Here is a 22906-nt window from a genome sequence, read left to right as displayed (position 1 = left end):
ACCAACCAGAAACCAAGCAAAACTGCCCCTCAACCGGTTAAACCACCCCGCCAACAAACAACAACTATACACACACCCCAAACAAAACACAAAACCCAATCACAAACCCGGGCGCGTCACCCAAAAAAACAAGGACAACTGCTAAATCACAAAACTACACACACTAATCACCCGACAACAACTACACACCAAACAAAACGAACACACCACCCCACAAACTACACTGGGCACAAATTACATCGCACACAAAAAACACCAAACCCCGACCATACAACGTACAGTCTAAATAGCAGGTACAAGCATAAGCACAGGCAAACACCCAACACCAACCATTAAAACCTGGTTGAATAGTATAGTATGAACAAAACACCAGCGCACGCGCAGCAAGAGCGGCCAAGCCCCGCAGATTTTCGTTTCACAATCGCCCGCGAACAAAACCGGGGCGCAATAGTGGGCATCAAAACGGGGCGCAAACTCGGGCGGGCGGGCACGATCCGCACCCCGCACGGAGATATTCAAACACCGGCGTTCATTCCAGTGGGCACAAAAGCGACGGTCAAGGGGCTGCTGCCACAAACGGTGCGCGAGCTGGGCGGGCAAGCAGTGCTCGCCAACGCATACCACCTGTTTTTACAGCCGGGCAGCGAGATTCTCGATGCCGCCGGCGGGCTGAGCAGCTTTATGAACTGGCACGGGCCAACATTCACCGATTCTGGCGGGTTTCAGGTGATGTCGCTCGGGGTTGGCAACAAAAAAACGCTCTCGATGGAAGCGGCCAGACACGACGCCGCAGAGGTTATCGCGAAGAAAAAAGAGCGGCTCGCGCAGGTCGATGAAGACGGGGTCACCTTCAAATCATTCCTAAACGGTGACACGCACCGTTTCACACCCGAGGTTTCAATGCGGGTGCAGCACGAAATAGGCGCGGATATAATTTTCGCCTTCGACGAGCTCACAACCCTGATGAACACCCGCAGCTACCAGGAAGAATCTGTTGTGCGCACCGCCAGGTGGGCGCGCCGCTGCCTTGATGCCCATGCGCAGCTAACAGCGGATCGCCCACACCGCCCCTATCAAGCTCTGTTTGGGGTGGTGCAGGGTGCGCAGTACGAAGATCTCAGGCGCGGGGCGGCCGCCGAGCTTGCCGCGATGATCGGGGATAAGCACCCCGAGCAGCAGTTTGACGGGTTTGGGCTGGGTGGCGCTATCGAGAAGCAAAAACTAGGCGAAATAGTCGGCTGGATCACCGACGAGCTCCCCGCAAATAAGCCCCGCCACCTGCTGGGCATTTCAGAACCTGACGACCTGTTTCTGGGCGTTGCCGCGGGGGCTGACACTTTTGACTGTGTGGCGCCGTCGCGGCAGGCTCGGGGTGGCACTATGTACAGTCGCAACGGGCGAATCAACGCGAAAAATTTGATCCACAAAACCAGGTTTGAGCCGCTGGAATCGGGGTGTGACTGCTTCACCTGCGACAACTATGACGCAGCCTATCTGCACCATCTTTTCAAAGCCAAGGAGATGCTCGCCTCCACTCTGGCAACTATTCACAATGAGCGCTTTATAGTGCGGTTAGTGGATGAGATTCGCGCGTCAATTATTGCGGATGATTTTGACGAGCTGGCACGCGAAACTCTGCACCGCTATTACGGTGCAGAGTATGCCGTAAACGTGTTAAACAAACTCGGACTTTAAACCGCTAAATGACTTGGCTCTGCTACAAAGTCGCATTTACAGTTTAAGAGAGAATCTGAAATTGTAGGAACTGCAGCGGTGGCGTGCCCTGCCGCAACCAGCAGCTGCGAAGGTGTGCCGGATGCAACCTCGCCCACGGCAAAAACCCCTGGAATGCTCGTAAATGATCCGCCCTGCACACCGTAGCCAGCGCCAAAACGGCGCAGACCCGAAAAATCAAACTGCGGCTTAACATCATACCGCGGACTCACAAAACCTGCTGTGGTCGGTACTTCTTCGCCAGAGGCAAGCTCAACGGCAACAAGCCCCGTGCCTTTTCCGCGCAGCGCGACAGCGGGCGCTGTTTTATAATCAAACCCGCGCTGCTGTGCGAGCTGTTGAATGTTGTTTGCCGCAGCCTCTGTTAACGGCGCGGCAGGCATCAGCGTGACACGCTTAGCGAATCTCACCAGCTGAGATGCAGCTCGCAGCGCGTAGTTATCAGAGCCAATAACAGTTAGGTTACGGTCTGCTTTCTCGTAGCTGTCGCACTCAAAGCAGCTGTGTAAAGCAGTGCCGTAAAACGCTCGGATATTTTCGATATCCGGCAGCATCTCGCGAATCCCGGTTGCGAGCACAACGCGTCGCGCCAGGGCGGTAATGCCACCGCCGCGCACACTGGTCGCAGTAATCTCAAACCCGATAGGCTCTTGAGCGGCAGAATTTTCCTTAAAAACGCCGCGAGCAATAGTATCTTCCTCAAAAGGATCAACGGAAGAACCCCCAACCGAAGAATCGATGGCAGAACCTGACGCCAAAGGATCACGAGGAAGATCCGCCCCAGAAACAGCGCAGACCAGATCCGCCGCAAAACCGCCTGGATCTTGTAAGAAATTAACCCGTGTTACCAGCGCCTGTGCGAAAGTGGCGTGCTCGTAGCTCTCGAAATCCGCACGCGCCAGCTTGCGCAATTCCAGGGGCGAAATACCGTCCCGGGTTATAAAACCGTGGGTTTTCAGCGTCGCCGCATGCCGTGGGCGGTTGCTATCGAGCAGCAACACCCGCCAGCGAGCGCGCACAAGATTCAGCGCCGCCGCAAGACCAGCAGGTCCAGCACCTATTACGGCGACATCGTACACCTTATGGGAGCTTGAAAAACCTGCGGCAGAATGCATCGCGCAATCCTATTACTGTGTTAAAAACTGCCGCAATCGAGCAAGCCGCGCCAGAGATTCGGCCTTGCCGAGCAGCTCAAGCGACTCAAACAGCGGCGGCGATACTCTGCGCCCCGAGACAGCAACCCGCAGCGGAGCAAAAGCAAGCCTCGGTTTTAAGCCGAGCTCTTCAACCAGAACCTGCTGCAGTATTTCTTGCAGGTGGGGATGCTGCCAGGTCTCGTCTGCGACCTCTGCGAGCGCATCCGCGCTCAGTTGCAACGCCACGGCAGCATTATCCGCTAGAGTCTTTAAGGCGTCTGCCTGATATTCAATAGCGCCGCCGGATACAAACAGGAAGGCAAGCATATCCGCCGCCTCCTGCAGCACAACAATGCGAGTTTGCACAAGCGGCAACGCTGCGTGCAAAGTTGTAAGCTGCGCGGCAGTGGGCTCGGCAGGTAGCACCCCGCCAGAAACTAGATACGGCAGCACCCGCTCGGCAAACACCTCGGGGGTAAACAATCTAATGTGACTGGCGTTGATCGCATCCGCCTTCTTCTGATCGAAGCGCGCCGGATTAGGGTTAACGTTGTTAATATCGAAACTCGCGACCATCTCGTCGATTGTAAAAATATCGCGATCGGGCGCGAGCGACCAACCCAACAGTGACAGGTAGTTGAGCAGCCCCTCGGGTGTAAAACCGCGATTTTTGTGGTGCAGCAGGTTTGATTCCGGATCGCGCTTAGACAGCTTTTTATTGCCCTCGCCCATCACGTACGGCAAATGCCCGAACTGTGGCATCTCGCGGCACAGCCCGATCTCAATAAGCGCGTGATACAGCGCGATCTGGCGCGGGGTTGAAGACAACAGGTCTTCGCCGCGCAGCACGTGAGTTATCCCCATTAGCGCATCATCAACGGGGTTTACCAGCGTGTAAAGCGGTGCGCCGTTTGGGCGCACAACAACAAAATCAATGGTCGACCCGGCGGGGAAGCTAATTTTACCGCGCACCAAATCGGTGAACGACAGATCAACATCCGGCACGCGGAAACGCAGCGCGGGCTGCCGCCCCTCTGCCCTGAACTGCTCACGCTGTGCAAGTGTTAAATCGCGGTCATAATTATCGTAGCCGAGCTGTTTTGGACGCCCGTTTGCAATATTACGCGCCTCTATCTCTTCGCTAGTAGAAAAACTCTCATAGAGGTATCCCGCGTCTTTTAAGCGCTCAATCGCATCAGAGTATATGTCGCCCCGCTGTGACTGGCGGTAGGGCTCGTGCGGACCGCCTACATCGATGCCCTCATCCCACTCTAAACCAAGCCAGCGCAGCGAGTCTAAAATCTGCGCGTAACTTTCCTCGCTGTCGCGCTGCGCGTCAGTGTCTTCTATTCTAAAAATAAACTTGCCGCCGGTGTGCCGCGCCCAAGCCCAGTTAAACAGGGCGGTGCGCACCAACCCCACGTGCGGAGTTCCAGTTGGTGACGGGCAAAAACGCACCCGCACCCGATCGCCAGTGGCGGTTGCAAAACTTGGTTTAACAGATGTAGTCATATCTTAACAATCATAATATTAGTCGTTTAAGAGCTGTAGATTCCAGCGCCGGTAGTCAACTCGCGAGCTGAGCGCGTACGCCAGTTTAACCGCCGGGCTGGGCTGTGTTGTGCCCAAAAACGCGATCCCCACAGAGCGCTGCCGCGCCGGAATCATGCGCGCTGTATGCACACCCTCCGGTAGCATCCGCATTCCAGACAGCGCCAGCTCGGGAACCATCGCAACCGCGCCGCCCGCGGCAACCATCGCAATCATCGCCGGGATATTATCGGTTTCCTGCACAATATCCGGCGCAAAGCCCTGCTCCGCCGCCGCAGTCAGCAAATGCCCGCGACACTTCGGGCAGCCAGCTATCCAGTGATCCTGTTGAAAATCTGAAATTCTAATGCGCCTGCCCGGTTTGATCCGCGGATCAGAACTCACCGCAACCATATTTAGCTCCTCGTACCAGAGCTGCTCATAAATCACATTAGAAGGCAGTTTAGTTGTGCTCTGATAGTCAAAAATAATCGCGCAATCAACCTCGCCTTGCGACAACAGCTCCAGCGCCTCGGGAGGCTCCGCTTCACGATATTTGAAGGTCACAACCGGCGCTATTTCGCGCATCGCACGCATCATTTCGGGCACGATAGTGGCGGAAGCGGATGGAAAACCCACGAGCCGAAACTCCCCTCCGCGAGTGTCGCAGAGCGCGGATATTTTATCAAGCGCAACCTCCAGCTCTGCCACTATTTTCGCTCCGTGAGAAGCCAGAATCTGCCCCGCTGGCGCAAGCCGTATTTTACGCCCAAAACGCTCTGTTAAAGGCACTCCGAGCTTAGTTTCAAGCCTTTTAATGCGCTGGGTAATTGCCGGTTGGCTAATGTGCAGCGCCTCGCTCACACCGGTCAAACTTCCCGACTGCGCCAGGGCCTGCAAAATCCGCAAATCAGTTGCGTCGATGCTCTGTGAAACATCGTGCAAATCTAACACTCCACACGCACCCTAAACAGCAACAGCCGCCTGAGCTGCCACTGACGCTTTTTGCCGGTGCGGCGCACCGAACCGAGCCGCGAAACCTGCCCAGCCTGCTTAATTGAGCTTGTGCCAACGTGACCCTGCGCCGTGTGGTCACCACGCGAGCTGTTTATTGAGCTTTTCTGATAATCCATAACCCCTGTTTCAGCGTTAAAAGAAGCGTGCCAAGCTGTCACGCTCGCACAATATAGCCGGTAGCTAGCTGATCCGCTCCAGCCATCCGTTCGTGTCACTTATTGTGCCGTGCTGAATACCCATTAGCTCTTCTCGCAACTGCATTGTGATTGTGCCGGTTGGCTCTGGTAGCTTGATTTCGGGCGCATCTTTCACAAGCAAACGCCCAATTGGGGCTACAACCGCCGCGGTGCCGCACGCGAAGGCCTCGCGAATTGCGCCGGTTGCTGCGCCCTCGCGCCACTCGCTAATGGTCACCCGACGCTCTGCAACCTCGTAACCTAGATTTTTAGCCAGCTGAATAATGCTGTCGCGGGTCACGCCCTCGAGAATATTACCGTTCACCTCGGGGGTGATAAGTTTATTATCGTCGGTTACTAAGAACAGGTTCATACCGCCGAGTTCATCTATTGAATCACGGTCGTAAGCGTCGGTGAAGAGCACCTGCTGACACCCGTTCTCATACGCCTCGGCCGTTGCGGCAAGCGAACCAGCGTAGTTGCCGCCGCACTTGGCAAAGCCAGTGCCGCCTGCTGCTGCGCGCGTCATCTTGGTTGACAGCCACAAATCCAACGGCTTTACACCGCCAGGAAAATAATCTCCTGCGGGGCAGGCAATCACAATAAAACGTGCCCGCTGCGCGGCGCGCACGCCAAGGAAAACCTCGTCAGCAATCATAAAGGGGCGCAAATACAGCGAGTGGTAAGCGGTTTCTGGCACCCACGCCTCATCGGCCCTAACAAGTTGACGACACGCCTCTAAAAACAGCTCTTCTGGAATCTCCGGCAGCGCTAGCCTTTTCGCGCTGCGGTTAAACCGCACCGCGTTCTTACCTGGGCGAAACAGCGCGATACCACCGTCTGGCTGGCGATACGCTTTCATGCCCTCAAAAATCTCCTGCGCGTAGTGCAAAACCGCAGCTGCCGGATCCATCTGCAAAGGCGCATACGGCGTCACCGCCGCATTGTGCCATCCCTGCTCAGAATCCCACTCAACAACCGCCATGTGGTCTGTGAAGTGTACTCCAAAACCGGGGTTCTGAAGCGCTTTTTCACGCCGCTGAGCAGTAACACTATCGCTTAGCTGAATATCGAATTGTGGTTGCACAGTGCATACTGTCCTCTCAAACTATAATTAAAACTAATAGTTCAATTCTAGCGCGCTTCTATGAAAACAGCAGCTTACAGCTGCTTGCACTGTTGTTTTTGCTGCAGCTTCTCTTCCTGCGCGGTGACTTTACGCGCTTTCCGCTCGGCCTTACGTCGCGCACGCGGGCTATCAACCTTAGCCTTATCTTCAAGCTCAAACACTTTCGCCGCGCTGTGCTGTGCTGTTTCTTTGCTCTCAACAGCCGGCAGATCAACGCGAAAGGTCGCACCACCCCCGGGGGTCTCAACGCAACTAACCCGACCATTGTGAGCCTTCACAATCGACGCCACAATCGCCAGACCCAATCCGCTGCCGCCTGTTTCACGGTTGCGGGAAGTATCCGCCCGCCAAAAACGCTCAAATATTTTATCGCGGATCTGCTCGGGCACACCCTCACCATGGTCACGGATCTCAAAGCGCGCGCAGTGCGGCAGCGAGATCACCACAAGCTCAATATCGCTCTGCGGCTCCGTGTGCCTGATCGCATTACCCAGCAGATTGGTCATAACCTGGCGCACCTTATGCTCATCACCGAGCGCCATCGGTGAGTCAGGGCTGATTATCGCTTTAAACTCGCGCGCTGGATCCTGCGCGCCCGCGTCAAGCACCGCGTCCTGCGCGAGCGCGTTCAAATCGAGCGGCACCAGATCGAGCGCGCGGCTCGAATCAAGCCGCGCCAGCGAGAGCAGGTCTTCAACCAGCGAGGTCATACGGATCGCCTCTTTCTCAATGCGATCCATTGCCTGCTTCACAGCCTCGTCTTCTTTCAAAATTCCCATGCGATACATTTCAGCGTAGCCGCGCACAGAAGCCAGCGGGGTGCGCAGCTCGTGACCGGCATCGCCAACAAAACGGCGCATATTGTCGATTATCGTGGCACGATCCTTGAAAGATTTATCAATCTGGTCGAGCATCACGTTCAGCGACGCGCCCACGTGCCCCAGCTCGGTATTTGGAGTGATAACATGAATCCGCTTTGAAAAATCACCCCGGGCGATCTCGCGCGCGGTGCGCTCAACCTCGCTCAGTGGCTCCAGAGTGGTTGTTACAAGCACCCTTGTGAGGGCCGCGCCCAGCAGAATCACCGCTATTCCAAACCCCGTGAAAATTGTGAGGTACGACACAATTACCGCGTCAATAACCCTGGTTGACGAGGCGAACACGAGGTACGCGGTAATCGCGCCGCTTGAACTGTCTCGAATCGGTGAAATGACGGCGCGCCAGTCGCTGCCGTCTCTTGCTCTAACATTGAAAATCGTGTTCGGCGGGTTGCTAGCTATTTCATCAACCTGCAGGCGAGCAATCTGCAGCCCGCGCGCGCCCTGCTCGGCTTGCTTATAGCTGTTATCGTAGAGAAAATTACCCGCGCTATCAAAAAGCGCAACGTAGTTGTTCGTTGGCGCGTAAATAACATCGGCGCGGGTGAACGCGCCTGCGGTAGCGCCCGGCTGCAGGGCACTGGTCGGATCCGCTTGAATACTCAACAGGTCACGATCCTGATTACCGTACAGCGTGGGGCGCAAAACCGAAGTTGTGCCAAACCCGGCAACCGCCAGGCCAAACAGCAGAATCAGCACCGTCACACCGGTTATTTTGCTGCGCAGCGAAACGTTCGCCCAGCGCTGCATCAGAGTGCCCCGTTTTGCCATTAGTTAACCTCGTACACCGTGCGCGGCAAGCCCTGCGGCGTCGCGGTGCAAAATCTAAAACTACACTTATAACACCTAGAGGTTATCAATTTTTAGCATATAGCCAAAACCGCGCTTCGTGTGAATTAGCGGCTCTTGGGTGAGCGGATCGAGCTTGCGCCGCAGATATGAAATGTAAGACTCAACAATTCCCGCGTCGCCGTTAAAATCGTACTCCCAAACGTGATCCAGGATCTGCGTTTTAGAGAGCACCCTGTTTGGGTTCTGCATTAGATAGCGCAGCAGTTTATACTCTGTTGGGCTCAGCTCGATCCGCGCTTCACCGACCTGCACTTCGTGAGTATCCTGATCCATTGTAATCGGGCCAATTGAGAGCGCCATAGTCTCTTCTTCTGGGGTCGTGCGACGCAAAATTGCTTTGATTCGCGCGATAATCTCGTCAAGGCTAAACGGTTTTGTGACGTAATCGTCACCGCCTATGCTCAAACCCTTGATTTTATCTTCGGTGTCATCTTTAGCCGTTAGAAACAGGATAGGTGCGGTGTAACCGGCTTCACGCAGGCGCTCTGTGACGCTGAAGCCGTTCATATCCGGCAGCATAATATCGAGCAGAATCATATCTGGCTCTTCTTCAAGCACAGCGGATATTGTCTGTGCGCCGTTAGAAACGCCCCGCACACCAAATCCGGCGTGTCGCAGGGTTGTCATTAGGAGCTCCCGAATATTGGGCTCGTCATCAACAATTAGAATACGCGGACCTTTATTTTGCTGGTTCATAACTTACATTTTGGAGTATATTTCTATGACTTTGCTGGAAGCTGGTGTTTTCGAAGAGGCGGCGGATGCGCCGGGCGCTCGCCACTGCCCCGCTCGGTCACAGCAGACTAGCGAGGACGCTAGCAACAATCGCCAGCTGGTGTTTTCAGGGAGTAGTAAGCCCCTGGGCAGGCGCTAGCAGTAATCCGCCGCTTTTTGAATCGCATAAGAGTAGCCCTGCTCGGCTAGAAACCGCTGCCGGTGCTGTGCGAACTCCTGATCTACCGTATCCGCCGCAACAAGCGCGTAAAACTTCGCCTCAATCGCCTCGGATTTAGGCCGCAGCAGCCTGCCCAGCCGCTGCGCCTCCTCCTGCCGCGAGCCGTAGCTACCCGAAACCTGCACCGCCACGCTCGCCTCGGGCAAATCCACCGAAAAATTTGCAACCTTAGAAACCACCAGGGTATCAATAATGCCCGCGCGGAAATCATGCAGCAACCGCTCGCGTTCGGCAATGGGCGTTTTGCCCGTTACGAGCGGGGCTTGCAGCGCGCAACTAATCTCGTCAAGCTGCGCTAAATACTGCCCGATAACGAGTTTCTGCCGCTTAGGATAGTGCGCCAAAATATCTTTTGTGAGCTTTATTTTCCCGCTGCTGCACGCCGCAATGCGATATTTTTCGCGATCCTCCGCGCAGGAATACTGCGACCGCTCCGCCTCGGTAAGTGCTGTGCGCACCTCGAAACATTTAGCAGCTGAAATCGCACCGGTAGCTTCAAGATCTTTCCAGAGAGCCTCGTAGCGTTTTGGGCCAATCAGGGTGAAAACCTCGCCCTCTAGCCCGTCTTCGCGCACCAGGGTTGCTGTGAGCCCGAGCCTGCGGCGCGCCTGCAGCTCCGCTGTGAGCTTAAAAACCGGCGCAGGCAGCAGGTGCACCTCGTCGTAAATAACCATGCCCCAATCCTGCGCGTCAAGCAGGGAAAGGTGCGCGTATTTACCCGAGCGCCTGCTCGTTAAAATCTGATAGCTCGCGATTGTGACGGGTTTTATCTCTTTCACCTGCGCGGAATATTCGCCAATATCCTCCGGGCGCAGGCTTGTGCGGCGCAACAGCTCGTCACGCCACTGCCTGGCGGCAACAATGTTGGTCACAAGAATCAGCGTTTTAACCTGAAACTCCGCCATCACAGCTGCCCCCACAACCGTTTTACCCGAACCACACGGCAGCACGATTACGCCCGATGACCCGCCGTCTCTGAAGGCTGTGACCGCCGCACGCTGATAATCGCGCAGCTGCCACTGCTGCGGGGTACCCGCGTGCTCATCAAGCGCCACCGGGAACGGATCGCCGGGTCTAAAACCCGCGCTGTCTATTGCGGGCATACCGCGTTTTAAAAGCTGCTGTTTTAGCTCGCCACGCGCATACTCGGCGACAACATAGCTGCGACCATCCAGCTGCTCGCCCAACAGCTCAGCAACTTTTTTTGCGCCCACAACCTCGCGCAGCACGTTCTCGCTGTCGCCGCGCAGAATCAGACGCCCCGACGTGGAATCTGCCCGCGTATCGAAATCTGCTAGCGGCTTAACAGCTGTCCCCAGACCAGAATCCATCCGCGGCTCACGAATAATTTCAAGCCTGCCATAGCGCCCAATCGTGTCAGCAATATGCGCCACAACATTTTGCGGTACCGCAAACTTCGCATACTTATTGAGCGTGTCAATAATTTCCGCTGCGCTGTAACCGACCGCGCGGGCATTCCACAGCCCCAGATTTGTGAGGCGGTAGGTGTGAATATGCTCGGGAGCGCGCTCCAGCTCAGCAAAAACCGCTATTGCTTGACGGGTGTCGTTGTAATCTGGGTGGTATGTTTCAAGCAGCAGAGACTGGTCACTCTGCACAATTAACGGCCCAGGAATCATTCTATCAAGCATACAGGGCAGCTCTGAGATATCTCGAGACGACGCGGCGAATCGGCTGCGCTAATAATCTCACCGCGCAGCGACGCGACACCATCACACCTGGCAGGTACTAGCCGCCATACGCGCCGGCCAGCCGCGCTACACAGCAACGCACCGCCCCGAACTACAACACCTCCAGCACCGCAGCAAGCGGCAGTGTAACCTCAGAATCAGTGCTAACGTTCAAAGCGCGCACCCAATTTTGCGCCAGCCCCCGCACCTGCGCCCGCAGCTCTCGCTCCCCGCTCGAGTGTTTGATCCGCATGGTAACAACGCCCTGCTCTGCCAGTGCAAGCTGCAATCGCAGCTGTATTACAGCGGATCCGCTCGCCCGCGTGCGCAGCAGCTCACTCGCGTGCGCCGCGGCTCGTGCATAGTCTAGCGTGTCAGCAAAATTCACGGGAGTTTCCAGGTCATCCTCAAGCACCTCGGGTTCTGCACTACGGGAGCGCGTTACCCGCACCGGTTTTACAACGCTTGTAAGCTTATCGGCAAGCTCTGTGAGCGTGAACTCGAGCGCCTGCGGCAGCTCGCTGGTGCTGCGCGCGGCAAGCTCCGCCCTGATTTTCTCCAGGGACAGCCCGTTCGCAACAGCACGCGACAGCGTCTGCTCGGTAATCTCGTAAACGCTCGCAACACCCAGCTGGCGGGGCGCACCAACGCGCATCAGCAGCGTTTCGGCAGCACCGTTAAGCACCGAGGGCGCAATCACACTGAAATCTGGCTGCACAATAAACTGCTCGCCAGCTTCCGGCAGGCACTGCGCAACCTGTGACACCGCTTCTTGCCGCGCGCCGCGCAGCACCAACGCGCCAAGCTCGGTGAACTGACCGTCCGCAGTAATACCGAGATCTTCCAGACTGTGCAACCGCGCCAGCTCCAATTCAATAGTTGGCTCGCCCCGCAGCAGCTTAACCAGGGTTTTTAGCGGCATGGATGCGAGCGCAGCACGACTCAGCACGAACCACCGCTCGGCGTGATCAAGCTCCAAATAGGCGAACAACCGCGCTTCGCTGTCGAGCAGCCCGACGGTTTTTGCGATCGCCACGCTCTGCCGCACATCGTCATTGCCGATCCGCAATTGCGCCGCCAGCTCCTTGCGCATTTGCGCGGTGAACCGGTCTGGAACGTGGATATTTTGCCACTGATGCAGCAGGAAATGCGCAGCGTTAACAACCACACCGGCGCGCGTGAGGGCGTGATTCCACCACTCGGGCGCTGGAGGCACGGAGCTTTGCAGCGAACCGTTTATGATTTCCAGCATGATTTCGCCGATGTTTTTAGACGCGCCACCCCCGGAGCTCGCCAGACGCTCTTTTACCGCCAGCGCCCTTGTCACGTCTGCAAGCGGCGCGAGATCGCCATCTGTGGTCAGCCCGACAAGCGCGAGCAGCCGCGCGAGCGGCAGATCCGCCGCGGTCACAGTGGCAGCTTCGCCGTTGCCCAACCGCAGCAGCGCCTCTGCTTCGCTATCAGAAATTAGCGTGCATGATCTCACGATGTTGGTTTTATTAAGCAGCAGCCGGGCGCTCTCAATGTAGTCGCCGCCCTCGCAGCTGCGCAGCCTGAACAACGTCACCAACTCAGCCTCGCTCATCCTGCTGAGCGCCAGCGCGAGGCTCAAAACGTCATGGTGTTTCATCGCGACCTCCTACTTGCGACTGCGCGCGCGACGGCGCTGCACCCTAAACAAAAGCACAAAGATTAAAAAGAATCCCAACGGCAGCCCCACATAAGCGAGCAGGGCAATATTTTGCATCCCCGCGGCCACGAGCACGTCACGCCCGACAATAGCAGCCGTTATCAGAGTCACAAAATATGACAGAATAGACAGCGCAATGCTCGCAACCGCTATATACACCAAAACTCTGTCGAATTTCGGGAACTCATCTGCGCGCGAGCTGCCCTGTGAGGGAGTAAAATTATTTTCATTCACATATTTAGCCTATCTCACAGTGACCAACGTTAAAATAGCTAAACTGGATTATATATTTTAGACAAGATTTTTTGGGGTAAATATGCCTATTGGCAAAATTCGTTTTTTTGACACAGAAAAAGGGTTCGGGTTCATCAGCGGGGCTGATGGGAAAGAAGTTTATGTGCATGCGTCGATACTGGACGAGGGGCAGGAACTAGCAGCCGGCGTCAAAGTAGAGTATTCTGTGGCTGATGGTCGTAAAGGACCACAGGCGCTCTCACTGAGCGTACTTGAACCCGTTGCCACCGTTCACAAAAAACGCAAAAAGGCTGATGAAATGGCAGTTATTGTTGAAGATCTCGTGAAACTACTCGATCTAGTCGGCGAGGATCTCAAGCGCGGCAAACATCCCGAGCGCGCCAAGGCTCGCAAAGTAGCCCAGATGTTGCGTCACGTTGCGGGTGAGCTAGATGTATAAAGACATACACGAGAAGGCGCTACGCAAGCGCGCCAAAGAAGAGCTGCTCAAAGTTGCTGAGCCAACGGAAATCGGCAGGCTAGTTTCTGTGCAAGAAGAGTCAGAGCACAGCTTAACCTTTTTGTTTAAGTGCAAACGCGAGGCTTACACCGGCTGGAACTGGGTAATAACCCTCACCCAGCTCGACCCTGCCGAACCCGTAACCGTAACCGAGTTGTCACTGCTCACTGGCAGGGAATCCCTGGTCGCTCCCGAGTGGGTGTCGTGGGATGAGCAGCTACGGCAGTATAAAGAAACCGTCAAACAGGTCGCGCAGCTGAAGCTGGAAAACACCGATGGCGAGTCTGGCGAAAATGCAGCTGTCGAGTCAGCGCCAAACTCGAGTGACTAATTCACATTTTCAAGGTGCGCTAAGTTTTAGCTCATATTCTTAGAAGTATGGCTGATAACAATAATGATCCGCTGGCTCTTGCGCAGCGAGCCGCACAAGCCTTGACAGCGGCAACCGGCGTTGCACGCTTTGATATTGCGCTCACGCTCGGCTCCGGCTGGGGGCAGGCAGCTCTCTTACTCGGCACGAAAATCGCGGAGGTTAGCGCGGATCAGATTCCCGGCTTCACTCTCAGCCAGGTTATCGGGCACAGCGGCGAACTATCCGCTCTGGAAATACCCGACGGTCGCAAGATCTTAATTATCGGCGCGCGCACCCACCTGTACGAGGGACGCGAAATCGATGCGACCGTGCATAGTGTGCGCACGGCGCACGCAGCGGGAGCGCGCACGATTGTGCTCACAAACGGCGCGGGCGGAGTGAACTTCGACTACGGTGTTGGCGAGGCGGTGCTCATTAAAGACCACATTAATCTCACTGCTCGCAGCCCGCTAAAGGGCGCGAACTTTGTTGATTTAACCGATCTTTACAGCGCCGAATTGCGCGCAATTGCAAAACAGGTGCATCCCGAGCTGAAAGAGGGCGTGTACGCGCAGGTACCCGGACCGCACTTCGAGACCCCGGCAGAAATCAAATACCTGCGGGCTATTGGCGCGGATGCCGTTGGTATGTCCACCGCGGTGGAGGCCATTGCAGCGCGCGCGCTGGGCATGAAGGTGCTGGGCCTTACCCTAATAACAAACCCCGCAGCCGGAGTTACTAATGATCCGCTCGATCATGAAGCCATCATCGCGAAGGGTAAAAGCGCGGCAGCGCGGTTAGCGGATCTGCTAGCGACCGTTGTGCATAAACTCCCCTAACTTATTAATCCGACTAAACAAGAAGGTAATCATGCGCCCTGCAGAATTCGCCGCACTTTGCGAAAAAGCTCAAGCCTGGCTCGCCAGTGATCACGACCCGGAGACCAGAGCCGAACTAGCAGAGCTGTTGCAACAAGCAAAGGCGAATTCGAGCCGGAGCGGGGCTGCTGCCCAGGGTGACACTGCTCTGGTCGATAAGCACAGCAGCGCATCACGCGCCACGGCGCTCGCAGAGCTGGCCGACAGATTTGCCGGGCGGCTCTGCTTTGGCACCGCAGGATTACGCGCCAAAATCGGGGCCGGGCCAAAGCGCATGAACTCCGTGGTTGTGAAGCAGAGCACAGCAGGCTTTGCCGAATTTCTGCTGGATCGAATGCACAAGGGCAAAATATCCGATACCGAAATTAAAGTTGTTGTAGGCTACGACGCGCGTAAAAAATCCGCTCAGTTTGCGCAAGATACCGCACAAACCCTTGCCGGGTACGGCATAACAGCGCTGCTAATGCCAGCCGCCGCACCAACGCCAGTAACCGCTTTTGCGGTGCGCCACCTCAAAGCCGCCGCAGGGATTATGATCACGGCAAGCCACAATCCGCCCGCCGATAACGGCTACAAAGTATATCTCGGAGATGCCGATAACGGCTCGCAAATCGTGACCCCCGACGATAAAACAATAGCTAGCAATATTGCGCGCATAGCCGAGCGGGAACTGCAGGAGATTCCCAGCAGCTCAAAAGTTACCGAGCTTAGCACTTTTATTTTTACCGAGTACATTGCCGCAAATCTTACAAGCACAACTGGCACAACAGGCGCAACTGGCATAGCGGCGGGCTCCTCGGACGCAGTAGCCGCGTCTCACCAACCGCGCACCGTTTACACAGCAATGCACGGTGTCGGGGCTGAAATCACGAGGCGGCTATTTGACGCGGCGGGGTTTGATCCGCTGTATGAGGTTGCCGAGCAGAATACTCCAGATGCGGCTTTCTCAACCGTGACTTTCCCCAACCCTGAAGAGCCCGGCGCGCTGGATCTCGCGTTTGCACGAGCCGCAGAGGTTGCGGCGGAGTTAATTATAGCGCACGATCCCGATGCGGATCGTCTCGCGGTGGCGCTCCCCGCGCGCGGTGGCGGATACACCGCGCTCACGGGTAACCAGCTGGGCTTATTACTAGGCTGGCAGGCGGCTGAGCGCTATGCTGCGGATTCTAACCGTAAGGTTGGCGGGGCGCTCGCGTGCACAATCGTGTCATCTCCCGCGCTGGGAGCTGTTGCCGAGCACTACGGAATGCGCTACGCAGAGACGCTCTCCGGGTTTAAATGGATCTCCCGCGTGCCCAATCTCGTATTTGGGTTTGAGGAGGCGCTCGGGTATCTTGTGTCGCCCGATGTTGTTGGCGATAAAGACGGCATCTCCGCCGCAGTTGCGATTGTTAAACTCGCCACAGAACTCAAGGTCGCGGGCAAAACCCTGTGGGATCGCTTGGATGAGGCGAGCATTCTGTTTGGGCACTATGAGAGCGGGCAAATAAGCCTGCGCCTGCCCGATCAGGCGGCAGCTGCTGCGCTCGTTGAGAAGTTGCGAGCGAATCCCCCTGCCGAGTTTGACGGTATTGCGGTGAGCACCAGCTCGGATCTGCTGCGGCACGAGTTAGCGGATATGCGCGCGAACGTGTTGCGCTACGATTTGAGCGATGGATCGCGAATTATGATCCGTCCGAGCGGCACAGAGCCGAAACTTAAGCTTTACATTGATACGCTGTGCAAAGAGGGCACGCTCACAGCCCGCCAGGAACAGGCGCAGGCGCGCCTTGCCGCGCTGAAAACCGCTGCAAAAGAGCTACTGAGATCACTGCAGAGCTAGGCGCGGCAGATCACGCCACGGTGCAGCCCTTAAAAATATAAGATTATCCGCAAAGCACTGCTCGTAGCGGATGTTTCACACGCTGCAACTCCAAGCACCGCTCACACCAGCTACTTCACACAGTGCACAGCTCAAAAACGCAGCAAATTGCTGCGGCTAAGCTCTAAGATTCTTTGTGCAGCACAGCCCGTGCGGCGGGCTCTAGATCGTTAGTTTCGTATGTCGCTGACTTATAGGTCTCATCTGTGACGCCTGCACGGCGATAAACAGCGCGGCGTGCAGCCTCACGCTTGTCTTTCTCAATTAGCGCCGGGGGCAGACCGATCTGTTTGCCCTCGCCAACCGCGATCCATGATGCGGTGAGCAGCAGCACCCGGCTAATAAAGTTAAACCACAGCAACAGACCAACAAAAACAGCAAAAGAAGCCAACAGCGGGTTCTTAGTTGCTCCGCCGAGCAATCGCGATCCGAGCAAAACAAGCACTAGCGTTCCAACCGCGCCGGGAAATGTACCCCACCACAGTTTTTTAGGAATCAGGCTGATCCCGGCAAGCCATTTGTGAATTGCAAACAGCACAAACCAGTACGCCAAAAAAAGCACGCTGTAACGCAGCATCACGCCACCGATTCCAAAAATCCAGCTGTTGGTAAGCTCGGGAGAAACTGTGTCAGCGAGCGCGCTTAAAACAGCTGTCACGCCAATCGTGGTTGAAAAAACGATTAGAATCAACACACCAAAAGCGATCGCCATCGCAAAATCGCGCAGCTTCAGCAGCAGCGTGTTTTCATCCGCTTGCGCTCGTGGCTCGTCAAACAGAATCCGCACAACAGAGCGCGTGCTGCTAAACCAGCTCACAACCAGCCAAACCAGCGACGCCAGCGAAACTACGGTTGAGAGCGTGAGCGCGTTACCGCTCAGCAGCTTGTCCACATCAACCGCGCCGCCCGGGCCAAACAGCCCCGGCACCATCTCGTTTAAACCGTCAAAAATAGCGCCGAGTAGCTCTGGATTGTTGCGCAGATAAAAACCGAACAGCGTAAAAGTCACCCAAAGCGCAGCAAACAGAGCAAACACCGATTGAAAACTCATGCCGGCAGAGTAAATCTCGCCGCCCTTAGAGTCCAGGTGCGAAAAAGTGCGCGCAAAGCGGGTGCGCTGCACCCACTCCAAAACCGTGGAAATTAGCTTAACTCTTTGCTTTATTGAGGCAGGCTTGTCACTGCCAGAGTCTTGACTCTGGTCAATATCTGCCACGCGAATTTTATTTTTAAACATTTATCAACAACTTTTACAGCGCCAAGGCAAAACCTATTTCACTTTGCCCGTGCGCAGCGCGCTTTTAACCTCGGCAATGGCTTTGGTAACCTGAATACCGCGCGGGCAAGCGTCCGTGCAGTTGAATGTTGTGCGACAGCGCCACACACCCTCAGTTTCGTTCAGAATATCCAAACGCACCTGCGCTTTATCGTCACGCGAGTCAAAAATGAACCGGTGCGCGTTAACAATCGCCGCCGGACCGAAATACTGCCCGTCGGTCCAAAAAACCGGGCACGAAGTTGTGCACGCGGCACACAGAATACACTTTGTTGTATCGTCAAAACGCTCCCGCTCAGCCACCGACTGCAGCCGCTCTTTGCCGGGCTCTGCCGGAGTTTCCGGCTGCAAAAACGGCTGCACAGCACGGTATGCGTCAAAGAACGGATCCATGTCAACAATCAGGTCTTTTTCAAGGGGCAACCCCTTAATCGCCTCAACATAGATCGGCTTAGAAATGTCAAGGTCTTTAATGAGTGTTTTACACGCCAATCGGTTGCGACCGTTAATCCGCATCGCATCAGAGCCACAAATGCCGTGCGCGCAGCTGCGGCGGAAGCTCAAAGATCCGTCCTGATCCCACTTGATTTTGTGCAGTGCGTCAAGAATTCTATCGGTCGGGTAAAGCTGCACATCAAAATCTTCCCAGTATGCGTCGTCGCGCACTTCCGGGTTGTAGCGGCGGATCAGCAGCGTTACGCTAAACGGTTTTGGCGCTTCTGGTGCACTGCTTGTCTGCTGTACTGTCTCAGTGCCCATGCTTAGTATTTCCTCTCTTGAGGCTCGTATCGGGTCATCCGCACCGGTTTCCAATCAAGTTTGATGTGATCCTCAGGTTTTGCTGAGTGCGGATCACCCACCAAATAAGCCATGCTGTGTTTCATATAGTTCTCATCGTCACGCTTTGGATAATCATCACGCATATGCCCGCCGCGGCTCTCCTTGCGATTGCGCGCTGTGTAAACCAGTACCTCCGCCAGATCGAGCAAAAAGCCCAGCTCAATCCCCTCTAGCAAATCAGTATTATACCGCTGTCCCCTATCTTGCACCGAAATATTCTTGTAGCGCAGTCGGAGATCGTGGATCGTGCCGAGCACTCGGGTTAGCGACTCCTCAGTGCGAAACACCTGCGCCCCCGCATCCATAGCTTCCTGCAGCTCGCGGCGGATATCCGCTACCGACTCGATTCCTTGAGAGCTACGCAAAGCTGCGAGCAACTCGCGGATTTCTTTTGTCGGATCATCTGGCAGCGGCACAAAATCGGCCTTCTGCGCGTATTCTGCGGCGTTTCTGCCCGCGCGCTTGCCGAACACGTTAATGTCAAGCAGCGAGTTCGTGCCGAGCCTGTTTGAACCGTGCACAGACACGCAGGCGCACTCGCCCGCAGCGTACAGCCCCGGCACCGTGCGGTCGTTATCCTGCAGCACCTCGGCGTCATTGTTGGTTGGGATACCACCCATTGCGTAGTGCGCGGTCGGGTAAACAGGAACTGGCTCGTGTACTGGATCCACACCCAAATAGGTGCGTGCAAACTCGGTAATGTCAGGAAGCTTGGTTTCTAACACCTCAGCGCCAAGATGCGTACAGTCGAGATAAACATGGTCTTTGTGCGGTCCTGCACCTCGCCCGTCAAGCACCTCTTGCACCATCGAGCGTGCCACAATATCGCGCGGCGCAAGGTCTTTAATGGTTGGCGCGTACCGCTCCATAAAGCGCTCGCCGGAATCGTTACGCAAAATCGCCCCTTCACCGCGTGCACCCTCTGTGAGCAGAATGCCAAGCCCCGCAAGACCCGTAGGGTGGAACTGGTAAAACTCCATGTCTTCAAGCGGCAGCCCCTTGCGCCACACAATTCCGACGCCGTCGCCAGTAAGGGTGTGCGCGTTTGAAGTGGTCTTGAAAATCTTACCGAAACCACCTGTTGCAAAAACGAACGATTTCCCCTGAAAAACGTGCAGGTCACCGCTCGCCAGATCGTATGCAACAACCGCGGAAACACGCTTCTGCCCGCTCGCATCGGTTGCCATCGCAAGATCCAGAGCATAATACTCGTTAAAGAACTCGACCTCGTGCTTGACGCAGTTTTGGTACAGCGTCTGCAAAATCATGTGCCCCGTGCGATCCGCCGCGTAGCAGGAGCGCCGCACCGGTGCTTTGCCATGATCGCGCGTGTGCCCGCCGAAACGGCGCTGGTCAATTTTACCGTCTGGCGTGCGGTTAAATGGCAAACCCATGTTTTCAAGGTCGATTACAGCCTCAATCGCCTCTTTAGCCAGAATCTCAGCGGAATCCTGATCAACCAGATAGTCGCCGCCCTTAACAGTGTCGTAGGTGTGCCATTCCCAGCCGTCCTCCTCAACGTTCGCAAGCGCAGCAGCCATACCGCCCTGCGCTGCTCCCGTATGCGACCTGGTTGGGTAGAGCTTTGTGATAACAGCTGTACGAGCACGCGGCGCAGCCTCAATTGCCGCGCGCATTCCAGCACCACCGGCACCAATAATCACAACGTCATACCGGTGATAGGTCACACCATCTTTGATTTCTGGTGAAGTCACTATAATATATTCCTTACAGCCCTAGCTAGCTAACGAAACAGATTTTGGAGAGCAATTCCGGATCCGCTCCCGCAGGGCACGGATCGAAGGTGAACACAACCAGAGTGCCAAGCAGAATTAGCAGCGCGGCAGCCGCATAGATTGCGTATTTTAGAACGGTTGCGAGCTGCTTGTTGCTCACATAGTCATTGACTATCGTGCGCATTCCATTAGAACCGTGAATTAGTGCGAGCCACAGCATAAGCACATCCCAAACCTGCCAGAAAGGATGCGCCAGCTTGCCGCCAACAAAACCAAAATCGATGCCGTGAATGCCGTCGCCGAGCACCAGGTTTGTGAACAGGTGACCGAAAATGAGCACAACCAACAGCACGCCGGAGACGCGCATATAGATCCAGCCCCATTTTTCCCAGTTCGTGGTTTTTTTGTTCTTTACGAACGGATTTACTCTCGTAGCTGCTGTCGTATTGATAATTCCTCCTAGTGCCCAAACACGTTCATTAGATGGCGCGGCGCAAAGCCGAGCATCAAAATTGCCCAGAGCACAATCACTATCCAGAACATAAGCCGTTGATATTTCGCGCCCTTGCTCCAGTAATCAACGATAATAATGCGCAGCCCGTTAAGTGCGTGGAATATCACTGCGGCCACAAGCCCCAGCTCGCCAACTCCCATAATCGGATTTTTGTATGCGCCAATAACCGCGTTATAAACCTCGGGAGAAACTCTAATAAGCGCCGTATCTAGAATGTGCACGAGCAAGAAGAAGTACAGGGCAACACCTGTTATGCGATGTAGCACCCACGACCACATTCCCTCGCCGCCCCTGTAGAGGGTGCCTCCCAAACTGAGTTTGAGGGGCTTGTTTTGCCGCACTGCACGCGTATCGGCTGTCACTGTCTGCTCCTTAGCTCCTTGATGCGGACTCCTGACGAACCCCGCTATCGCTCTCGGTCGCGCTTAAAAACGGAATTAATGCACAAGCTATTATCCCATTTATTACAAACACTTTTTAACTCTATACTAAAATTTTCATCAGATGAAAACTATAGATTTTCATAAACGCAGACTGAGTTAGTAATCCGCTTTGATTATCATCACAATTCCACAAAGTAGCATGGAAAGATGATCGACAAAAAAAACTTTTGGTGTATTATTCCGGCGGGTGGCACAGGCACGCGGCTGTGGCCACTGTCGCGCGCGGACGTGCCCAAGTTCCTGCTCGATCTCACTGGCTGCGGGCATTCACTGCTGCGGAGCACCTGGAATCGCACCTCGCAGCTGGTATCAGCGGATCGCACTCTCGTTGTGACCGGAGTGAAACACGCCCACTCGGTTGCGGCACAACTGCCCGAGCTCTCCTCCGAAAACATTATTGCCGAGCCCGCACCCAAAGACAGCTCAACAGCGATTGGGCTTGCTGCGGCGCTCATTCTGCGGCGCGACAGAGACGCAATTATCGGCTCTTTTGCAGCCGATCACGTGATTCAAAACAACCTCCTGTTTGAACGCGCCGTAGCCAACTCGATAACCGCTGCCACAACGGGCGCTATTGTAACGATCGGAATCCGCCCGACCCACCCCGCAACGGGCTTTGGGTACATTAAAATTGGCGCACCACGACATGATATTGCACCCTACGACGTTTACGACGTGGCGAGTTTTATTGAAAAACCGAGCCAGGAGCGCGCCTCGAAGTATCTCGCCAGCGGCAACACTCTCTGGAACGCGGGCATGTTCATTGCGCGAGCGGATGTGCTGCTGGAGCAAATGGCGCAGTCGCAGCCGCTGCTGGTTGCACACCTGCAAGAACTCGCCAAAGACTGGGACACCCCGCAGGGAGCTACCACGCGGGAAGCGCTGTGGCACAAGCTCCCCCAGATTGCGATAGATTACAGCGTTGCAGAGCCGGCTGCAGCCGCCGGCAAAATGGTTTGCGTTAGCGCTCACTTTAGATGGGATGATGTGGGCGATTTTGCGAGCATCGCAAACATTCTCAGCAGCGGGCGTAAAGACGAACTTGCGATTTTGGGCGGCAAACACTCACAGGTGCTCTCTGAGCAATCCAGCGGCATTGTTGTTGCCCAGCCGGATCGCCTGATCACAGTTGTGGGAATGGAAGATGTGGTTATTGTGGACACACCCGACGCGCTGCTGGTTACCAACAAAACAAACGCACAAAACGTGAAGCAACTGGTGCACCGCATTCGCGACTCGCGCGGCAGCCAGTTGCTATAAGACCGTAGCGTCAGCCAGCCAGTGTAACGCAACAGCGGCGGCCAGCTGGCTGTGATGTAACACATCAGCTGCTGTGAAGTAAGAGCGGCTGCCGATTTGCTGTGTCACAATATACGACAGATCTTAGTAAATTACGGTAGCAACACGCCGAAAATCAGCAAAACCCTAAAGCTACAGTTTAAAGTTTTGTGAGTTTTTCTTGAT

Annotated in this window: 22 protein-coding genes; 7 read left to right on the top strand and 15 right to left on the bottom strand. The window is 55.4% G+C overall.

Annotated elements, in window-relative coordinates; translation table 11 throughout:
- Positions 1-357 precede the first annotated feature (357 nt).
- Positions 358-1695 (top strand): tRNA guanosine(34) transglycosylase Tgt, encoded by a 1338-nt coding sequence (gene tgt, locus KJY78_RS05600; RefSeq protein WP_214337624.1) that lies wholly within the window; start codon positions 358-360, stop codon positions 1693-1695.
- Here tgt and KJY78_RS05595 read toward each other — a convergent pair.
- The 7 genes from KJY78_RS05595 to KJY78_RS05565 all read right to left on the bottom strand — a co-directional run bounded on the left by KJY78_RS05595 (position 1692) and on the right by KJY78_RS05565 (position 9148).
- A complete protein-coding gene (locus KJY78_RS05595; RefSeq protein ID WP_214337623.1) occupies positions 1692-2849 on the bottom strand; it encodes an NAD(P)/FAD-dependent oxidoreductase in 1158 nt (385 codons plus the stop codon). The two genes, tgt and KJY78_RS05595, sit on opposite strands and share 4 nt — an antisense overlap.
- A 12-nt stretch (positions 2850-2861) precedes the next feature.
- Entirely contained in the window at positions 2862-4382 is a 1521-nt protein-coding gene (gene gltX, locus KJY78_RS05590; RefSeq protein ID WP_214337622.1) for a glutamate--tRNA ligase, read from the bottom strand.
- A gap of 18 nt (positions 4383-4400) precedes the next feature.
- A complete protein-coding gene (locus KJY78_RS05585; protein WP_214337621.1) occupies positions 4401-5354 on the bottom strand; it encodes a LysR family transcriptional regulator in 954 nt (317 codons plus the stop codon).
- Entirely contained in the window at positions 5348-5632 is a 285-nt protein-coding gene (locus KJY78_RS05580; RefSeq protein ID WP_214337620.1) for a hypothetical protein, read from the bottom strand. Before KJY78_RS05580 ends, KJY78_RS05585 begins: the two co-directional genes overlap by 7 nt.
- The gene (locus KJY78_RS05575) at positions 5598-6680 is read right to left on the bottom strand and encodes a branched-chain amino acid aminotransferase (RefSeq protein ID WP_214337619.1); all 1083 of its coding nucleotides are present in this window, start codon (positions 6678-6680) and stop codon (positions 5598-5600) included. The genes KJY78_RS05580 and KJY78_RS05575 overlap by 35 nt, the downstream gene beginning before the upstream one ends.
- Positions 6681-6754: 74 nt before the next feature.
- The gene (locus tag KJY78_RS05570) at positions 6755-8371 is read right to left on the bottom strand and encodes a sensor histidine kinase (RefSeq protein WP_214337618.1); all 1617 of its coding nucleotides are present in this window, start codon (positions 8369-8371) and stop codon (positions 6755-6757) included.
- A 75-nt stretch (positions 8372-8446) separates the two neighbouring features.
- Positions 8447-9148, bottom strand: coding sequence for a response regulator transcription factor (locus KJY78_RS05565; protein ID WP_214337617.1), 702 nt, complete (start codon positions 9146-9148; stop codon positions 8447-8449).
- Positions 9149-9173: 25 nt separating this feature from the next.
- Between KJY78_RS05565 and KJY78_RS05560 the strand changes: the two genes are divergently transcribed.
- Positions 9174-9326 (top strand): hypothetical protein, encoded by a 153-nt coding sequence (locus KJY78_RS05560; protein WP_214337616.1) that lies wholly within the window; start codon positions 9174-9176, stop codon positions 9324-9326.
- Here KJY78_RS05560 and KJY78_RS05555 read toward each other — a convergent pair.
- From KJY78_RS05555 to KJY78_RS05545, 3 genes are all read right to left on the bottom strand, one after another.
- Complete coding sequence (locus KJY78_RS05555; protein ID WP_214337627.1) at positions 9323-11047, bottom strand: DNA repair helicase XPB; 1725 nt, start codon at positions 11045-11047, stop codon at positions 9323-9325. The genes KJY78_RS05560 and KJY78_RS05555 overlap by 4 nt on opposite strands.
- Positions 11048-11210: 163 nt before the next feature.
- Positions 11211-12728, bottom strand: a complete 1518-nt coding sequence (locus KJY78_RS05550) for a helicase-associated domain-containing protein (protein ID WP_214337615.1) — start codon at positions 12726-12728, stop codon at positions 11211-11213.
- A gap of 9 nt (positions 12729-12737) precedes the next feature.
- The gene (locus tag KJY78_RS05545; protein WP_214337614.1) at positions 12738-13022 is read right to left on the bottom strand and encodes a hypothetical protein; all 285 of its coding nucleotides are present in this window, start codon (positions 13020-13022) and stop codon (positions 12738-12740) included.
- A gap of 82 nt (positions 13023-13104) precedes the next feature.
- Between KJY78_RS05545 and KJY78_RS05540 the strand changes: the two genes are divergently transcribed.
- The 4 genes from KJY78_RS05540 to KJY78_RS05525 are packed head-to-tail and all read left to right on the top strand — an operon-like array spanning position 13105 to position 16594.
- Entirely contained in the window at positions 13105-13482 is a 378-nt protein-coding gene (locus KJY78_RS05540) for a cold-shock protein (protein ID WP_214337613.1), read from the top strand.
- Entirely contained in the window at positions 13475-13873 is a 399-nt protein-coding gene (locus KJY78_RS05535; protein ID WP_214337612.1) for a DUF3027 domain-containing protein, read from the top strand. Before KJY78_RS05540 ends, KJY78_RS05535 begins: the two co-directional genes overlap by 8 nt.
- Positions 13874-13920: 47 nt before the next feature.
- On the top strand, positions 13921-14733 hold the full coding sequence (locus tag KJY78_RS05530) for a purine-nucleoside phosphorylase (protein WP_214337611.1): 813 nt from the start codon (positions 13921-13923) through the stop codon (positions 14731-14733).
- A gap of 31 nt (positions 14734-14764) precedes the next feature.
- Positions 14765-16594 (top strand): phospho-sugar mutase, encoded by a 1830-nt coding sequence (locus KJY78_RS05525; protein WP_214337610.1) that lies wholly within the window; start codon positions 14765-14767, stop codon positions 16592-16594.
- A 163-nt stretch (positions 16595-16757) separates the two neighbouring features.
- Here the strand turns inward: KJY78_RS05525 and KJY78_RS05520 are convergent, their stop codons facing one another.
- From KJY78_RS05520 to sdhC, 5 genes are read right to left on the bottom strand one after another with little or no spacing between them, the layout of a single operon-like run.
- Positions 16758-17870 carry a YihY/virulence factor BrkB family protein gene (locus KJY78_RS05520; protein ID WP_214337609.1) on the bottom strand — a complete coding sequence of 371 codons (1113 nt, stop codon included), beginning with the start codon at positions 17868-17870 and terminating at the stop codon, positions 16758-16760.
- Between the two features lie 33 nt (positions 17871-17903).
- Complete coding sequence (locus KJY78_RS05515; RefSeq protein ID WP_214337608.1) at positions 17904-18668, bottom strand: succinate dehydrogenase iron-sulfur subunit; 765 nt, start codon at positions 18666-18668, stop codon at positions 17904-17906.
- Between the two features lie 2 nt (positions 18669-18670).
- Entirely contained in the window at positions 18671-20464 is a 1794-nt protein-coding gene (gene sdhA, locus KJY78_RS05510) for a succinate dehydrogenase flavoprotein subunit (RefSeq protein WP_348771209.1), read from the bottom strand.
- Between the two features lie 25 nt (positions 20465-20489).
- Positions 20490-20936 carry a succinate dehydrogenase hydrophobic membrane anchor subunit gene (locus tag KJY78_RS05505; protein ID WP_348771210.1) on the bottom strand — a complete coding sequence of 149 codons (447 nt, stop codon included), beginning with the start codon at positions 20934-20936 and terminating at the stop codon, positions 20490-20492.
- 8 nt (positions 20937-20944) lie between these two features.
- The gene (sdhC, locus tag KJY78_RS05500) at positions 20945-21361 is read right to left on the bottom strand and encodes a succinate dehydrogenase, cytochrome b556 subunit (RefSeq protein ID WP_214337606.1); all 417 of its coding nucleotides are present in this window, start codon (positions 21359-21361) and stop codon (positions 20945-20947) included.
- Positions 21362-21589: 228 nt separating this feature from the next.
- On the opposite strand from sdhC, the gene KJY78_RS05495 reads away from it, so the two are divergent.
- Positions 21590-22702 carry a mannose-1-phosphate guanylyltransferase gene (locus KJY78_RS05495; RefSeq protein WP_214337605.1) on the top strand — a complete coding sequence of 371 codons (1113 nt, stop codon included), beginning with the start codon at positions 21590-21592 and terminating at the stop codon, positions 22700-22702.
- Positions 22703-22906 lie beyond the last annotated feature (204 nt).

The organism is Canibacter zhuwentaonis, from assembly GCF_018531145.1.
GTDB classification, from domain to species: domain Bacteria; phylum Actinomycetota; class Actinomycetes; order Actinomycetales; family Microbacteriaceae; genus Canibacter; species Canibacter zhuwentaonis.
The sequence above is the reverse complement of the archived record's forward strand: the minus strand, read 5'-3'. Positions and strand labels throughout refer to the sequence as shown.

What these genes read in the sequence shown, in the direction of transcription:
- tgt (WP_214337624.1), top strand. Translation starts at nt 358, where the DNA reads ATGAACAAAACACCAGCGCACGCGCAGCAAGAGCGGCCAAGCCCCGCA.
- KJY78_RS05595 (WP_214337623.1), bottom strand. Translation starts at nt 2,849, where the DNA reads ATGCATTCTGCCGCAGGTTTTTCAAGCTCCCATAAGGTGTACGATGTC.
- gltX (WP_214337622.1), bottom strand. Translation starts at nt 4,382, where the DNA reads ATGACTACATCTGTTAAACCAAGTTTTGCAACCGCCACTGGCGATCGG.
- KJY78_RS05570 (WP_214337618.1), bottom strand. Translation starts at nt 8,371, where the DNA reads ATGGCAAAACGGGGCACTCTGATGCAGCGCTGGGCGAACGTTTCGCTG.
- KJY78_RS05565 (WP_214337617.1), bottom strand. Translation starts at nt 9,148, where the DNA reads ATGAACCAGCAAAATAAAGGTCCGCGTATTCTAATTGTTGATGACGAG.
- KJY78_RS05560 (WP_214337616.1), top strand. Translation starts at nt 9,174, where the DNA reads ATGACTTTGCTGGAAGCTGGTGTTTTCGAAGAGGCGGCGGATGCGCCG.
- KJY78_RS05555 (WP_214337627.1), bottom strand. Translation starts at nt 11,047, where the DNA reads ATGATTCCTGGGCCGTTAATTGTGCAGAGTGACCAGTCTCTGCTGCTT.
- KJY78_RS05550 (WP_214337615.1), bottom strand. Translation starts at nt 12,728, where the DNA reads ATGAAACACCATGACGTTTTGAGCCTCGCGCTGGCGCTCAGCAGGATG.
- KJY78_RS05540 (WP_214337613.1), top strand. Translation starts at nt 13,105, where the DNA reads ATGCCTATTGGCAAAATTCGTTTTTTTGACACAGAAAAAGGGTTCGGG.
- KJY78_RS05535 (WP_214337612.1), top strand. Translation starts at nt 13,475, where the DNA reads ATGTATAAAGACATACACGAGAAGGCGCTACGCAAGCGCGCCAAAGAA.
- KJY78_RS05530 (WP_214337611.1), top strand. Translation starts at nt 13,921, where the DNA reads ATGGCTGATAACAATAATGATCCGCTGGCTCTTGCGCAGCGAGCCGCA.
- KJY78_RS05525 (WP_214337610.1), top strand. Translation starts at nt 14,765, where the DNA reads ATGCGCCCTGCAGAATTCGCCGCACTTTGCGAAAAAGCTCAAGCCTGG.
- KJY78_RS05520 (WP_214337609.1), bottom strand. Translation starts at nt 17,870, where the DNA reads ATGTTTAAAAATAAAATTCGCGTGGCAGATATTGACCAGAGTCAAGAC.
- KJY78_RS05515 (WP_214337608.1), bottom strand. Translation starts at nt 18,668, where the DNA reads ATGGGCACTGAGACAGTACAGCAGACAAGCAGTGCACCAGAAGCGCCA.
- KJY78_RS05495 (WP_214337605.1), top strand. Translation starts at nt 21,590, where the DNA reads ATGATCGACAAAAAAAACTTTTGGTGTATTATTCCGGCGGGTGGCACA.